This is a genomic window from Janthinobacterium sp. CG_23.3 (assembly GCF_046115965.1).
Classification (GTDB): Bacteria; Pseudomonadota; Gammaproteobacteria; order Burkholderiales; family Burkholderiaceae_D; genus Janthinobacterium.
On record NZ_JBJXIB010000036.1, the window covers coordinates 1 to 14,987 of the forward strand.

11 protein-coding genes are annotated in these 14,987 nt (G+C 69.8%); 2 read left to right on the forward strand and 9 right to left on the reverse strand.

The window, feature by feature from the left end:
* Nucleotides 1–659, reverse strand: a 659-nt coding sequence (gene rfbA, locus ACFDR9_RS11005; RefSeq protein WP_409031027.1) for a glucose-1-phosphate thymidylyltransferase RfbA, incomplete at its 3' end; no start/stop codon positions are given.
* Nucleotides 656–1,732: a dTDP-glucose 4,6-dehydratase gene (gene rfbB, locus ACFDR9_RS11010; RefSeq protein ID WP_409031028.1), complete on the reverse strand. Its 1,077-nt coding sequence runs from the start codon at nucleotides 1,730–1,732 to the stop codon at nucleotides 656–658. The genes rfbB and rfbA, both read right to left, overlap by 4 nt.
* A gap of 128 nt (nucleotides 1,733–1,860) precedes the next feature.
* Between rfbB and ACFDR9_RS11015 the strand changes: the two genes are divergently transcribed.
* Nucleotides 1,861–2,718, forward strand: a complete 858-nt coding sequence (locus ACFDR9_RS11015; protein WP_409031029.1) for a symmetrical bis(5'-nucleosyl)-tetraphosphatase — start codon at nucleotides 1,861–1,863, stop codon at nucleotides 2,716–2,718.
* Between the two features lie 52 nt (nucleotides 2,719–2,770).
* On the opposite strand, the gene ACFDR9_RS11020 is transcribed toward ACFDR9_RS11015, so the two are convergent.
* The 6 genes from ACFDR9_RS11020 to ACFDR9_RS11045 form a co-directional block, all read right to left on the reverse strand.
* Entirely contained in the window at nucleotides 2,771–3,538 is a 768-nt protein-coding gene (locus ACFDR9_RS11020) for a lysophospholipid acyltransferase family protein (RefSeq protein ID WP_409031030.1), read from the reverse strand.
* 184 nt (nucleotides 3,539–3,722) lie between these two features.
* Nucleotides 3,723–5,021 carry a dihydroorotase gene (locus ACFDR9_RS11025; protein ID WP_017877289.1) on the reverse strand — a complete coding sequence of 433 codons (1,299 nt, stop codon included), beginning with the start codon at nucleotides 5,019–5,021 and terminating at the stop codon, nucleotides 3,723–3,725.
* Nucleotides 5,018–5,983, reverse strand: a complete 966-nt coding sequence (locus ACFDR9_RS11030) for an aspartate carbamoyltransferase catalytic subunit (RefSeq protein WP_017877290.1) — start codon at nucleotides 5,981–5,983, stop codon at nucleotides 5,018–5,020. The genes ACFDR9_RS11025 and ACFDR9_RS11030 overlap by 4 nt, the downstream gene beginning before the upstream one ends.
* A gap of 9 nt (nucleotides 5,984–5,992) precedes the next feature.
* Nucleotides 5,993–6,511, reverse strand: coding sequence for a bifunctional pyr operon transcriptional regulator/uracil phosphoribosyltransferase PyrR (gene pyrR / locus ACFDR9_RS11035; RefSeq protein ID WP_017877291.1), 519 nt, complete (start codon nucleotides 6,509–6,511; stop codon nucleotides 5,993–5,995).
* A complete protein-coding gene (gene ruvX, locus ACFDR9_RS11040; protein WP_026133005.1) occupies nucleotides 6,495–6,887 on the reverse strand; it encodes a Holliday junction resolvase RuvX in 393 nt (130 codons plus the stop codon). The genes pyrR and ruvX overlap by 17 nt, the downstream gene beginning before the upstream one ends.
* Before the next feature lie 75 nt (nucleotides 6,888–6,962).
* The gene (locus ACFDR9_RS11045) at nucleotides 6,963–7,622 is read right to left on the reverse strand and encodes a YqgE/AlgH family protein (protein ID WP_026133006.1); all 660 of its coding nucleotides are present in this window, start codon (nucleotides 7,620–7,622) and stop codon (nucleotides 6,963–6,965) included.
* A 191-nt stretch (nucleotides 7,623–7,813) separates the two neighbouring features.
* Between ACFDR9_RS11045 and ACFDR9_RS11050 the strand changes: the two genes are divergently transcribed.
* A complete protein-coding gene (locus ACFDR9_RS11050; RefSeq protein WP_409031031.1) occupies nucleotides 7,814–9,283 on the forward strand; it encodes a cryptochrome/photolyase family protein in 1,470 nt (489 codons plus the stop codon).
* Nucleotides 9,284–9,347: 64 nt separating this feature from the next.
* On the opposite strand, the gene ACFDR9_RS11055 is transcribed toward ACFDR9_RS11050, so the two are convergent.
* Nucleotides 9,348–14,960: an Hpt domain-containing protein gene (locus ACFDR9_RS11055; RefSeq protein ID WP_409031032.1), complete on the reverse strand. Its 5,613-nt coding sequence runs from the start codon at nucleotides 14,958–14,960 to the stop codon at nucleotides 9,348–9,350.
* Nucleotides 14,961–14,987: the final 27 nt, after the last annotated feature.

A 14,987-nucleotide genomic window follows, 5' to 3' on the forward strand; every position in this document is an offset into this window, starting at 1 on the left:
TCGACGTTCAATTGCTGCGCCTCCAGATACATCCGGTTGACGTCGGTGATTTCCAGCTCGCCGCGCGCCGACGGGGCGATGTCGGCGGCGATGTCACACACCTGCTTGTCGTAGAAATACAGGCCGGTGACGGCGTAGTTCGATTTCGGCCGCGCCGGTTTTTCCTCGATGCTGACGGCGCGCCGGTTGGCGTCGAAGTCGACCACGCCGTAGCGTTCCGGGTCCTGCACGTGGTAGGCGAACACGGTGGCGCCGTCGGTGCGGCCGTTGGCCTGGCCCAGCAGCGCGTCCAGTTCGTTGCCGTAATAGATGTTGTCGCCCAGGATCAGCGCCGACGGCGCGTCGCCGACGAAGGCGCGGCCGATGATGAAGGCCTGCGCCAGGCCGTCCGGCGAGGGCTGCACCGCGTAGCTCAAGCTGACGCCCCACTGGCTGCCGTCGCCCAGCAGTTCGCGGAAGCGCGGCGTGTCCTGCGGCGTCGATATGATCAGGATGTCGCGTATGCCGGCCAGCATTAGCGTGCTGAGCGGATAGTAAATCATCGGTTTGTCGTAGATCGGCAGCAATTGCTTGGAGACGCACATCGTCACCGGATACAGGCGCGTGCCGGAGCCGCCGGCCAGGATGATGCCTTTGCGGTTGGTCGGATGGCGCGTCATGCTGCGGCCTCCCGGTTCAGATAGTTTTGCTCGACCCAGTTGGCGTAGGCGCCCGACTGCACGTCGGCGACCCAGGCCTGGTTGCTCAGGTACCACTGCACCGTTTTAAAGATGCCGCTGTCGAAGGTTTCGGCCGGTTTCCAACCCAGTTCGCGCTCGATCTTGCCGGCGTCGATGGCGTAGCGGCGGTCGTGGCCGGGGCGGTCCGCCACATACGTCAGCTGCTCCAGGTAGCTGACGGGCGCGCCGGCCTTGGGCGCCAGGCGGTCGAGAATGGTGCACAGCGCGCGCACCACGTCGAGGTTGGCCATTTCATTCCAGCCGCCCACGTTGTAGGTTTCGCCCAGGCGGCCGGCGTCGAGCACCCGGCGGATCGCCGCGCAGTGGTCGCTCACATACAGCCAGTCGCGCACCTGCTGGCCGTCGCCGTAGATCGGCAGCGGCTTGCCGGCGAGGGCGTTGGCGATCACCAATGGAATCAGCTTTTCCGGGAAATGGTAGGGGCCGTAGTTGTTCGAGCAGTTGGTGGTCAGCGTCGGCAGGCCGTAGGTGTGGTGGTAGGAGCGCACCAGGTGGTCCGACGCCGCCTTCGAGGCCGAATACGGGCTGTTCGGCGCGTAGGCGGTGGTTTCGGAAAACGGCGCGTCGTCCGGCCCGAGGGTACCGTAGACCTCGTCGGTGGACACGTGCAGGAAGCGGAACGCCGCCTTGGCGTCGGCGTCCAGCTCGCTCCAGTAGGCGCGCGTCGCCTCCAGCAGGCTGAAGGTGCCGTTGATGTTGGTGTTGATGAAGTCGCCCGGCGCGTGGATCGAGCGGTCGACGTGGCTCTCGGCGGCGAAATGCAGGACCGCCCGCGGCCGGTGCTGGCGCAGCAGCGCCAGCACTTGCTCGCCATCGCAGATATCGCCGCGCACGAACAGGTGGCGCGCGTCGTCCTTCAGCGCGGCCAGGTTGTGCATATTGCCCGCGTAGGTGAGCTTGTCGAAATTGAGCACGGGCTCGTCGCATTGGCCCAGCCAGTCCAGCACAAAATTCGATCCGATAAAGCCGGCACCGCCAGTTACAAAAATCATTTAGTATCCTGCCCGAAGCGTCAATTAAGGATACGGACGATTTTAAGTGATTTTATGCACGCGCAGCGACAAGAATTGCCGGCCGCGCGCGGCGCGCCACAAAATAACAAGAGACATTAGCCATCACCATGAAAACCTACGTCATCGGCGACCTGCAAGGTTGCCACGATCAAACCCTGGCCCTGCTCGCGCGCATCGAACTGGCCTGCCCCGGTCCGCGCAGCATCCTGTTCGCCGGCGACCTGATCAACCGCGGCCCGCAATCGCTGGCGACGCTGCGCCACGTGCACGCGCTGGCGCAGCGCGGCGACGGCGAGGTCGAGATCGACGCCGTGCTGGGCAACCACGACCTGCACCTGCTGGCGGTGGCCTGCGGCATCCGCCCGGCGCACGCCAGCGACACGCTGGCCGAGATCCTGCGGGCGCCCGACCGCGACGCGCTGATCGACTGGCTGCGCCGGCGCCCGCTGGCGCTGCTGCGCCAGGGCCACCTGCTGGTGCACGCCGGCGTGCTGCCGCAATGGAGCGCGCGGCGCGCCGTGGCGCTGGCCGGCGAAGTCGAGGCGGCGCTGCGCGGCCCGGACTGGGTCGACTTCCTGCGCGGCATGTACGGCAACGCGCCGGCCGCCTGGGACGACGGCCTGCGCGGCGACGCGCGCCTGCGCTGCATCGTCAACGCGCTGACGCGGCTGCGCTTTTGCAGCGCCGACGGCGTGATGGATTTCAAGATGAAGGAAAGCGGCAGCGCCGCGCCGGAGTCGGGCCTGCTGCCGTGGTTCGAGGTGCCGGGCCGGCGCAGCGCCGCCGACACCGTGGTGTTCGGCCACTGGTCGGCGCTGGGCCTGACGCTGCGGCCGAATTTAATCGGCCTCGACAGCGGCTGCGTGTGGGGCGGCCAATTGTCGGCGGTGTGCCTGGAGGACCGCACGCTGCTGCAGGTCGACTGCCCGAGCTACCGCCGGCACGCCGGCGAGCCGCCGCGCTGAAGCCGCGCCTGGGTCAAACTCGGGCCGGACTCGGGCCGGACTCGGGCCGCACTCAGGCCGGTTCGGCCGCCGCCGTCGTGGCGGCCTCGATGCCGAGCGCGCCGGCCACCGCCAGTTGCGCGGCCAGCGCCAGCTCGCGCCGGTGCGCGCCGACGCTGTCTAGCGGCGCCAGGCAGACCAGCCGCGCCGTCACGGCCGGGCCGCTGAGGATGGCCACCAGGCTCTGCGCGAAATTCATGTCGCCGATGAAATCGACCGACGGATGCGAGCCGCCGCTGGCGTCGACGTAGGACAGCGCCAGCGGCTGCACCGGCACCTTGGCGTCGATCGCCGCCTCGAACAAATTGGCGTGGAACGGCAGCAACTGCCCCTGCGGCGCCGTGGTGCCCTCGGGGAAGAAGCCGATGCGCTCGCCGTCGACCAGCTTGTCGACCAGGCCCTTGAAAATATGCCGCAGGTCGCGGCGCTTGCCGCGCGCGATGTACACGGTGCCGGCCTTGGCGCTGAGCCAGCCCAGCAGCGGCCAGTCGCGGATCTCGGCCTTGGCGACGAAGCGGCAGGGATGCACCGCGTTGATGACGAAAATATCCAGCCACGAGACATGGTTGGCGACCACCATTGCCTGCGGCAGCGCCTGCTCCCAGCCGGCCGAGCGTTCGACGCGCACGCCGCAGACCGCCATCAACTGGCGCGACCAGATACGGATACGGCGGTTGCGCGCCGGCGCGCCCAGCCAAGGAAACACCACGGCGCACGTCGCCATACCGAGCGCCACATGCACGGCGACCCGCCCGAGCCGATAAATAAGCAATAGTTTCACATCACACCAAACAAAAAATAAGCACGGCCACGGCGGCGCAACAACATCGGTTCACAACAAACATGAGGACCGGCCTCGGCACAACGGTTTTTACACGACAACAATAGGGTCGGGTCCACCTGGGGCGGTTTTCTCGCTTCAAAAACCGTCCTATCGAGACCTGACCCGAGGCTTGTTGCGCGACCTAGCGCTGGTAGGCGACGTGGCCGGCGACGATGGTCGCCCGCACCACACCGCTCAACTCGTATCCGAGGAAGGGGGTGTGCTTGCCCTGGCTGGCCAGCGCCGCGCCCGTCACGGTCCAGCGCGCCGCCGGGTCGAACAGGCAAACGTCGGCGACGCTGCCCGGCGCCAGGTTGCCGCCGGGGATGCCGGCGACGCGCGCCGCGTCAGCCGTCACCTTGGCCAGCGCGCGGGCGATCGGCCGGCGCTCGCCGGTGGCCTGGCCGGCGGCGTAATCGTCGGCCCATTTCAGCGCCAGCGACAGCAGCAGTTCCAGGCCGGTGGCGCCCGGCGAGGCTTCGCCGAACGGCAGCAGCTTCTCGTCGTCGTCGACCGGGGTGTGGTCCGAGCAGATCGCGTCGACGGTGCCGTCGAGCAGGCCGAGGCGGATGGCGTCGCGGTCGCGCTGGCTGCGGAACGGCGGCGTGACGCGCGCGTTCGGGTCGAAGAAGCCGATGTCGGCGTCGGTCAGGTGGACGTGGTGGACGCCGACGTCGCAGCTGACCGGCAAGCCTTCGCGCTTGGCCGCGCGGATCAGGTCCAGCCCGGCCGCCGACGAGATGCGGCACAGGTGCACGCGGGCGCCGGTGGCGCGCATCAGTTCGAAGATGGTGTGCAGCGCGATGGTTTCGGACATCACCGGCACGCCCGACAGGCCCAGGCGCGAGGCCAGCGGTCCGGCGTGGGCGATGCCGCCGCGGCCGATGTGCGCGTCCTGCGGGCGCAACCAGACGGTGTAGCCGAAGGTGTTGGCGTACTGCATGGCGCGCAGCAGCACGGTGGTGTCTTCGACCGGCTCCTCGGCCTGGGCGAAGCCGATGCAGCCGGCCTCGGTCAGTTCGGCCATCTCGGTGAGCGCCTTGCCCTTCAAGCCGACGGTCAGCGCGCCCAGCGGGTGGACGTGGGCCAGGTTCATGGTCTTGGCGCGGTATTTCAGCATTTCCACCAGGCCCGGCTCGTCGAGCACCGGGTCGGTGTCGGGCGGGCAGACCAGGCGCGTGACGCCGCCCTGCATCGCCGCCCGCAGTTCGGACTCCAGCGTGGCCTTGTATTCGTAGCCGGGCTCGCGCAGGCGCACCGACAGGTCGACCAGGCCGGGCGCGACCACCAGGCCGCTGGCGTCGATGACGCGCCCGGCAACGAAGCCGGCCGGCATGGCGCCCACGGCCAGCACGGCGCCGTCGGCGATGAAGAGGTCTTGCAGGCTGTCGACGCCGTTGGCCGGGTCGATCAGGTGGCCGTTCTTGATATGTAAGTTCATCCTTGATTTCCCGCCAAAATGCTCATCACTGCCATCCGCACCGCGATGCCGAATGTCACCTGCGGCAGAATCACCGCTTGCGGACCGTCCGCCACCGCCGAGTCGATTTCGACGCCGCGGTTCATCGGCCCCGGATGCATGACGATCGCATCCGGCCTGGCCAGCGCCAGCCGCTCCGGCGTCAGGCCGTAGTTCTTGAAGTACTCTTGCGCCGACGGCAGCAGCGCGCCGTTCATGCGCTCGTTTTGCAGGCGCAGCATGATGATCACGTCGACGCCCTTCAAGCCCTCGTTCATGTCGGTGAAGACGCGCACGCCCATCTGCTCCAGGCCGCCCGGCAGCAGCGTGTGCGGGCCGATCGCCCGCACTTCCGGCACGCCCAGCGTGGTCAGCGCGTGGATGTCGGAACGCGCCACCCGGCTGTGCAGGATGTCGCCGACGATGGCCACCGTCAGCTTGGTGAAGTCCTTTTTATAGTGGCGGATCGTGTACATGTCGAGCAGCCCCTGGGTCGGGTGCGCGTGGCGGCCGTCGCCGGCGTTGACGACGTGGACGTGGTTCTGCCGCGTGTCGTGCAGGTGCTTGGCGATCAGGTAGGGCGCGCCGGACTGGGCGTGGCGCACCACGAACATGTCGGCGTGCATGGCCGACAGGTTGTCGATGGTGTCGAGCAGGGACTCGCCCTTGCTCGCCGACGAGGCCTGGATGTTCAGGTTGATGACGTCGGCCGACAGCCGTTTCGAGGCGATTTCGAAGGTGGTGCGGGTGCGCGTCGAGTTTTCAAAAAACAGGTTGAAGACGCTTTTGCCGCGCATCAGCGGCACCTTCTTGACGTCCCGGTCGGAGACGCCGACGAAGGACGAGGCGGTGTCGAGGATGTGGTTGACGATGGTCTTCGGCAAGCCCTCGATCGTCAGCAGATGCTGCAGCTCGCCGTGTTTGTTCAGTTGCGGATTAAGCATGGTGGTTGTCTAGGCGTTGTCGATTGTTAGCGTGAATTGTCCGGCGTCGGCGCGCTGCAGCACCAGCGCCCGGCCCGGCTCGATGGCGACGCTGGCGGCGACGAAGTCGGCCGCCACCGGCAGCTGGCGCTCGCCGCGGTCGACCAGCGCGGCGAGCATGATGCGCGCCGGGCGGCCGTAGTCGAACAGCTCGTTGATCGCCGCGCGCGTGGTGCGCCCGGTGTAGAGCACGTCGTCGACCAGCAGGATGGTGGCGCCGTTGACGTCGAAGCCGATTTGCGTCGGCTTGACGTCGGCGTGCAAGCCCTTTTGGGCGAAGTCGTCGCGGTAGAACGAGACGTCGATGACGCCCAGGCGCGCTTGCAAGCCGAGGTCGGCCGCGAGGCGCTCGGCCAGCCAGGCGCCGCCGGAGTGGATGCCGATGATGGCGACGTCGGCCACGCCGGACAGGCCGCTCTGTACCTGTTGCAGCAAGACCTGGTACAGGGCCTCGGCGTCGAGTTGGGAAGGGTTAGTTGGATTGGGCATAGTCGTCAAAGTATTGTTGCAAAATGATGGCGGCGGCGCGGTCGTCGATGACCTCGCCGCGTTTGGCGGCGATCACGGCCGAGGAGTAGCGCTCGTCGACCAGCACCACCGGCAGGCCGAAGCGGCCGTGCATCTGGTTGGCGAAGCGGCGGCAGCGCGCGCTCATTTCATGCTCGACGCCGTCGGGATGGCTGGGCAGGCCGACCACGATGCGGCTCGGCTGCCACTCGTCGACCAGGGCGGCGATGGCGGCGAAACGCGGCTCGTTGGCGATGGCGGCGATGACGGACAGGGGCTGGGCCTGGCGGATCATCGTATTGCCGATCGCCACGCCGATGCGTTTGATGCCGAAGTCGAAGCCGAGCACGGTGTCGATCACCGCGCTCACAGGGGCGCGCCCGCGCCGACGGACAAGCCGACGTCGAGGCCGACGTCGAGGTCGAGGTCGAGGTCAAGCATGCCCGGCCTCGGAGGCGAGCATCAAGGGGTCGATGCCGAGCAGCTTGATGGCGGCGACGTAGCGGTCCTCGATCGGCAGGTCGAACAGGATGTCGGCGTCGGCGCCGACGGTGAGCCAGCCGTTGCGGCCGATCTCGTCCTCCAGCTGGCCGGGGCTCCAGCCGGCGTAACCGATCGACACCAGCAGGCGCTGCGGGCCGGCGCCGTTGGCGACCGCCTCGAGCACGTCGATCGACGTCGTGAAGGCCACCTCGTCCGTCACCGTTAGCGACGACGAATAGCGCCCCCCCGGCGTGTGCAGCACGAAGCCGCGGTCGTCCTGCACCGGCCCGCCGAACATGATCGGCTCGTTGACCATCGGCGTGTCCATGCCGGCGCCGAGCTTGAGGTCGATGCGCTCGAACAGCACCTGCATCGTCATGTCGGTGGGCTTGTTGATGACCACGCCGAGCACGCCGTTTTCATTGTGTTCGCAGACATACACGACGGTGCCGCCGAAGATAGGGTCTTGCATCGCCGGCATCGCGATTAGAAAATGGTTCGCCAAATTCAGCGCGAGGGCGCCCCCGCCGCCGCCGGGCTCCAAAAGGTCGGAGGGATCCTGTAACGATCCGTGCACAGGTAGAGATTTGCCGATTTTGCTCTTTTTCATACGCGTTGCTCTCTCTGCTGGCTGGCTAATCCTGCTTTGCTGGTAAGATCGTCGACGCCGGCGACATGCCGCGCAACTGCCTACAGTTTACACTGAATTGGCGCGGCGGCGGCGTATGCGCCGCCGCGTGCCTCGGCATCATCCGATGGTAGGCATGAAAACCGCTTGGTACCTTGACCGTGAACACGCAAATGACACTCGATAAATCCCTGGTCTGGTTGCGCCGCGACTTACGCGTCTTCGACCATGCCGCCCTGTACCATGCCTTACGGCAAAGCAAAGCCGTCTACTGCGTCTTCGTCTACGACACGGCGATCCTGGCCGGCCTGCCGCGGCGCGACCGGCGCGTCGACTTCATCCACGCCAGCGTGGCCGAACTGGCCGCCGAGCTGCGCCAACTGGGCGGCGAGCTGATCGTGCGACATGCCGACGCCGCCGCCGCGATCCCGCAACTGGCGGCCGAACTGGGCGTCGACGCGGTGTTCGCCAACCACGACTACGAGCCGCAGGCGATCGCGCGCGACGCCGCCGTGGCGCAGGCGCTGGCGGCCGACGCCCGCCTGTGGTTCAGCTTTAAGGACCAGGTGGTGTTTGAAAAGAGCGAAGTGTCTACGCTGTCCGGCAAAACCTTCTCGGTGTTCACGCCGTACAAGAACGCCTGGCTGAAAAAGCTGCGCGCCGACCCGGACTGCACGGCGCCGCTGTCGGTCGAGCCGCTGGCGGCGCGCCTGGCCGCGCCGGCCATGCCGGAGGCGGCGCTGCCGACGCTGGCCGAGCTGGGCTTCGAGCCGAGCAACCTGGCCGAGCTGGCGATCCCCACCGGCATGTCGGGCGCCGCCGCGCTGATCGAGGACTTCCTGCCGCGCCTGGCCAACTACGCCGCGGCGCGCGACTTCCCGGCCGTCAAGGGGCCGTCCTACCTGTCGCTGCACCTGCGCTTCGGCACGCTGTCGGTGCGCCACCTGGTGCGCACCGTGCTCGAGTTGATCGACCGCGGCGTCGGCGGCGAGGGCGCGCCGGTCTGGCTCGCCGAGCTGATCTGGCGCGAGTTCTACGCCACGATCCTGTTCCACCATCCGCACGTGGCGCAGCGCGCCTTCAAGCCGGCCTACGACGCCATCGAATGGGAAAGCGGGCCGCGGGCCGAGCAGGACTTCGCCGCCTGGTGCGAGGGCCGCACCGGCTACCCGCTGGTGGACGCGGCGATGGCGCAGCTGAACCAGAGCGGCTACATGCACAACCGCCTGCGCATGGTCACGGCCTGCTTCCTGATCAAGGACCTGGGCATCGACTGGCGCCGCGGCGAAGCCTACTTCGCGCTGCACCTGAACGACTTCGACCTGGCCTCCAACAACGGCGGCTGGCAGTGGGCCGCCTCGTCGGGCTGCGACGCCCAGCCCTACTTCCGCATCTTCAACCCGGTCACGCAGTCGGAGAAGTTCGACGCGGCCGGCCGCTTCATCCGGCGCTACCTGCCGCAACTGAAAGCGCTGCACGACAAGGAAATCCACGCGCCCTGGCTGGTGCCGCGGATGCTGCTGGAGCAAAAAAACATCCGGCTGGGGCGCGACTACCCCGAACCGATCGTGCAGCACGACGTCGCGCGCAAGACCACGCTGGAGCGCTACGCGGTGGTGAAGGTAATCGCGCCGGTCGGATGAGCCCACGGGGCGCGACCCGACCGGCGCGCCTGCGCCGACGCCGGCCGGGTTACGCCGCTGCTTCTTACGGCGCCAGCAAACCGCTGATGGCCGCCAGCAGCAGCGGCTCCTGGAACGGTTTGCCGAAGTAGGCGTTGACGCCCAGCTCCATCGCGTAGTTGCGGTGCTTGTCGGCGCTGCGCGAGGTGATCATGATGATCGGGATGGCGCGCGTGCGGGCGTCGCCGCGCACGTTGCGGGTCAGGTCGAAGCCGTCCATGCGCGGCATTTCAATGTCGACCAGCATCAGCGCCGGCGTCACGCCCTGCAGTTGTTCGAGCGCGTCGACGCCGTCCTTGGCCAGCGCCACCTGGTAGCCTTCGCGTTCCAGCAGGCGCTGGGTGACGCGGCGCACCGTCAACGAATCGTCGACCACCATGATCAGCGTGTCGCGCGGCAGCGGCGCGCCGCCGTCGGCCCGCCCGGCGGCGGCGCCGGGATGGTGGGCGCGCAGCTCCGGGTGCAGTGCGAGATGCTGCGCCAGCGCCACCGGGTTCAGGATCAACACGATGTCGCCCGAACCAAGCACGGTGGCGCCGGCGATGCCGGCCATGCGCGCCAGTTGCGGCCCGACGTTCTTGATGACGACCTCGCGGTTGCCCAGCACCTCGTCGACTTGCAGCGCCAGCCGGTCGTTGCCGTTGCGCAGCATCAGCACCGGGCTGGAACGCTGCAGCTGCGGGCGCGCCGCGTCCTCGCCCAGCAAGTGCGACAGGTAGTGCAGCGCCACTTGCTGGCCCTGCGACTCGAGCGCGCCGGCGGCGTGCGCCGCGGCCAGCGCGGCCTCCTTCAACTGCTGCACCTGCTCGACCAGCAGCGACGGCAGCGCGTAGGTTTTGCCGCCGCACGACAGCAGCACCACCTGCGTCACCGCCAGCGTCAGCGGCAGATGCACGGTGAAGCAGGCGCCCACGCCCGGCTGCGACAGGATGTCGACCCGCCCGCCCAGCGCCAGCGCCTCGGAGCGTACGATGTCCATGCCGACGCCGCGCCCGGCCAACTCGGTCAGGCTGTCGGCGGTGGAGAAACCCGGCTGGAAGATCAGCGCGCCGGCCCGCTCGTCGTCGACCTCCTCGTCCGGCCCCAGCAAACCGCTGCTGCGCGCCTTGGCGCGGATGCGCGCCAGGTCCAGCCCGGCGCCGTCGTCGCTAAATTCAATCACCACCTCGTTGCCCTGCTGGCTGACCTGCACCAGCAGTTCGCCGGTCTCGCTCTTGCCGGCGGCGACCCGCCCGGCGCGCGACTCGACGCCGTGGGCGATGGCGTTGCGCAGCAGGTGTTCGAACGGCGCCGCCATGCGTTCCAGCACGCTGCGGTCGATTTCCACCGCGCCGCCGCGCAGGTCGAGGTTGACGCGCTTGTCGACCTCTTTCGCGCTCTGCCGCGCGACGCGGAACAGGCGCTCGGCGATGCTGGCGAACGGCACCATGCGCACCCGCATCAGGTCGCGTTGCAGCTCGCGCGTCAGGCGCCCCTGCAGCACCAGGTCGTCGGCGGCGCTGTCGACGGTGCGGGTCAGGTTGTCGTGGAAGGAGGCGGCGTCGTTGACGCTTTCGGCCATCATGCGCGTGAGTTCCTGCAGGCGCGTGAAGCGGTCGAATTCCAGCGGGTCGAACTCGCGCTCGCTGGAAATGGCCATGCGCGAGGCGATCTGCGACTCGGCCTGCATTTCGACTTCGCGCAACTGGCGCCGCAGCCGCGTCAGGTTGTCGGCGAATTCCAGCAGCGACGAGCGCAGCGAGCTGACTTCGTTTTCCAGCTTGGAGCGGGTAATCGACACCTCGCCGGCCTGGTTCACCAGGCGGTCGAGGATGTCGGCGCGCACCCGCACCAGCGCCACCTTGGCGTCGGCGGCCGGGGCGGCCTCGCCCGGCGCGCCGGCCTGGCCCGCCCCGGCGGCCTGCCCGGGGGCCTGCTGCAACTGTTCGAACAGCAGCAGCGCGTGGTCGTAGTGGGCCAGCAGCTCCTCGAAGGCGTGCGCCGTGGCGATGCCCGCGTGCAGCATGTTCTCGATGTGGGTTTCAATCTCGTGGGCGTACTGGCCCAGGCGCATCGCGCCGGCCATGCGCGCGCTGCCCTTGACGGTGTGCAGCAGGCGCAGCAGCATCTGCGCCTGCGCCAGGTCGTCCGGGTTGTGCTGCCAGGTGCGCAGCGCCTGGCCGATTTGCGGCAGCAGGTCGGCGCCCTCCTCCAGGAACACCGGCAGCAGGTCGACGTCCAGTTCGTCGCGCGGGCTCGCCGCGACAACCAGCACTTCCTCGACCAACGCCGGCGCGGCCAGCGGCTGGATCATCGCTTCGCGCTCCGGCGCGGATTCCGCCCCAAGTTCGGGCGCGGCCGCGGGCCCGGACTCGGGCTGCGCTGCCGCCTCGACTTGCGCCGGCGGCTCGGGCGCCAGTTCGGCAAGCGGTTCGGCCTGCGTCAGCAAGGGCGCGGCCAGCGCGTCGTCGAAGATGGCGTCGAACAAATCGTCGACGTCGCTGGTGTCGGACGCCGGCGCCGGCGGCGGCGCCGGCTTGGCCGTCGGCGCCTCGTCGGCCGCGGTATCGGCGGCGGCGCCGGGCTGCGGCGGCTTGCCGACGATGCTCTGATAGGCGGCGGCGAACAGCGCGTCGAGTTGCGACGCCGGCTCGGCCGGAGCGGACGACAACGCGGCGGCGGCCGGCTCGCTTGCCGGCGCCGGCGTTGCCACGGGCGCGGCCGGCGCCGGCGCCGGTGCCGGCGCCGCGGCCGCGCCGGCGCCGACGATGCTGTCGTAGGTCGCCGCGAACAGCGCGTTCAGGCGCCCTTCCAGCTGGTCCAGCTGGTCCATCTGGTCGAGGTGGGCGGCCTGCTCGGTGCCTGGGGCTTGCAACAACTGCTCGCGCAGCTGTTGCAGCGCCTCCAGCAGTTGCGGCTGCTCCGGCGCCAGCTCGCCCAGCGCGAAACTTTGCAGCATCTTGCCGACGCGCTGGGTGACCTGGTCGAGCAGGGCGCGCTGCGCCTCGTTCAAGCCGGGCGCCGGCGGCACCGCCACTTCGAGCGCCTGCTCCAGCGCGTGGGCCAGCTCGCGCAGCGCCTTGAAGCCGACGGTGCCGGACGAGCCGGTCAGCGTGTGCGCCGCGTGCAGCGCCTCGGCGCTGACGGCGCGCCGCGGTTCGTGGCGCCATTCGCTGAAGTCGACGCTGAGCAGGCGCAGCAACTCGTCCGTTTCGGCCACGTAGATGTTATACAGCGGCAGGCTGATGTCGAGTTCGCCAACCTGCTTCAGGTTGTCGTCGCGCGGCGCGCTCGGCGCCGTCGGGAAGTCGATGACGTTGCTGTCCGGCGCGGGCGGCCGCGCCGCCGCGGCGCCCTCGTCGAGGTCGACGCCGCCGATCGGCGCGCCGGTCTCGTCGGGTGCGAACGCGGCGCCGTGCTGGACCCGCTCGGCGGCCGCCACCAGCGCCGCCGCGCTGCGCTGCGAGGCGGCGCCGTCGGCCACCTCGGCGAGCCAGTCGCTCAACAGGCTCCAGCTGTGCGCCAGCAGGCCGAACAGCTCGTCGTTCGGCGCCCGGTCCTCGGCCAGCCAGACGTTCATGACGCGCTCGACCGCGCCGGCGGCCTCGGCGAACTGGTTCAGGCCGACCATGCGCCCGCTGCCCTTGAGCGTGTGGAAGGAGCGCCGCAGCATGGCCAGCTGGTCCGCGCCGGCGCTGTGCGCGCGCGGGCGCGCCAGCGTGCCCTCGACGAAGGACAGCGCGTCGCGCGCCTCGCCGATGAAAATGTCCAGCAGCTCGGCCTCGACGGCGGCGTCGCCCCGCGGCGCGGGCGCCTCGGGCGGCGCCGCCGGCGCCGGCGCCGCGGCCAGCTCCTCGTCGAGCAGCGGCACCGGCTCGGCCGCGGCGATCCTCCCGTACGGGATGGCGCGGAAGGCGCCGTTGGCCGGGTCGAAGTGGAAGCGGCCCTTGGCCGCCTCGGCGTTGCGGCCCAGCATATCGACGAAAAAGCCCAGCGCGCCGACGTTTTGCGCGATCTCGTCGAGCGCGCCCGCCGCGCCGCCCGGCTGGTCCTGGCCCTGCGCCAGCCGGCGCACCGCCTGCTGGACGTGCTGCGCGGCGCGCATCGCGTGGTCCTGGTCGAGTATCGCCAGGGCGCCCTGCAACTGGTGCAGCAGCGGGTCGACCTGCGCCAGCGCCGGGCGCCTGGCCGGGTCGGCGTAGTATTCGTCGAGCACCTTCTCGACCTGGCGCAGGCCGGCCTTCATCTCGGCCGCCAGCGCCGCCACGGTTTGCTCCTGCTCGATGCGGCGCGCCATCTCGCCCTGCCACTGCGACGGCGCCGGCGGCGCGTCGCCGGCCACCAGCGCGGCCAGCCGCGCGACGATGCTGGCGGCGTTGCCGGCGAAGTCGTCGGGCAGGCGGCGGATCTGCGCCAGGCCGTGCTCGGCGAACAGCAGCGCGGTGGCCATCTCCAGGGCCAGGTCGGGGCCGCGGCGCGCGGCCGCGGCGGCCACCTCGCCGAGCTGGCGCATCAGCGCGTCCAGCGCCGGCACCTTCAACAGCGCGGCCTGCCGCGCCACCTGCGCCAGCGCCTGGGCGAAGGCGGCCTCCAGCGCCGGGTCGGCGGCGCCGCCCGGCGCGTGCGCGTCGGCGGCGGCCTCGGCCAGCTTGCCCCAGGCCGCCTTGGCCTGCGCCAGCGCCTGGCGCGCCTGCTCCAGCGCGGCCGCGTCGATACGCCCGTAGCGCTTGACGTCGTAGTCGGGCGGCACCAGGCCGTCGAGCCGGTAGGCCTTGCGCATCTGCAGCGCGGCCGGCGTCGGCCGCGCCACGCTGGCGATGAAAAACAGGGCGTCGCGCAGCATGCCCTCGGGCTGGGTCGCGCTGCCCTGGGTCAGGCGGCGCATCTGCAGGTTGATCAGGCCGAACAACTGCTTGACGTACAGGCCGCTGGCCAGCTCGCCGGCGGCGACCAGCTCGGCGAAACTCTGCATCACGCACCAGAAGGTGCGCGCCGGCCCGTCCTGCTGGGCGTCGGCGACCAGCTTGACGGCCTCGCGCAGCGCGTTGGCGTGGCCGTCCTGCTCGGGGCCGGCGGCGCTTTTCAGGAACGGCAGCAGGGCCTTTTCAAAACGCTGGCGGTAGGCCGGGTAGTCCTGCGGCGCCGGCTCGGCGGCGGCGCGGATGCTGACCGCCCCCGGCGGCGGCGGGAAGAACAGGTCGGCCGGGTGGCTGCGTTCGGCCCCCAGCAGCGTCTGCAGCGCGCGGTAGTAGGGGAACAGCCGCGCCGGTTGCGCCGGCGCGCCGGCCAGCAGCTCGTCGAGGTATTCGATGACGCCCTGGTACAGCTCGGCCACCGCCTGGGCGTTGTCGACGTTGTATTCCAGGCTGCCGAGCTTGAAGCGCTCGAGCGCCTGCTCGGCCGCCTGGGTCAGCAGGCCGACGCCGTCGACGTCGACCATCAGCAGCGCGCCGTGGGCCTGGTGCAGGTGCGACTTGGCGTGCTGCAGCGCGGTGGCGCGCTCCTCCAACTGGCGCCCGCCGGCCTCGAACAGCGCGGTGCGCGAGCGCCCCAGCGCTTCGCGCACCTCCGCCATCACCCACGACAGCGGGCCGGCGTCGAAGCCGGCCGGGGCCGGGTGGGGCGCGCCAGGCGCGGGCGAAAAATCAGTTGTGCTCATGCTTGCCTCGGCAATTCAATGGGGGCC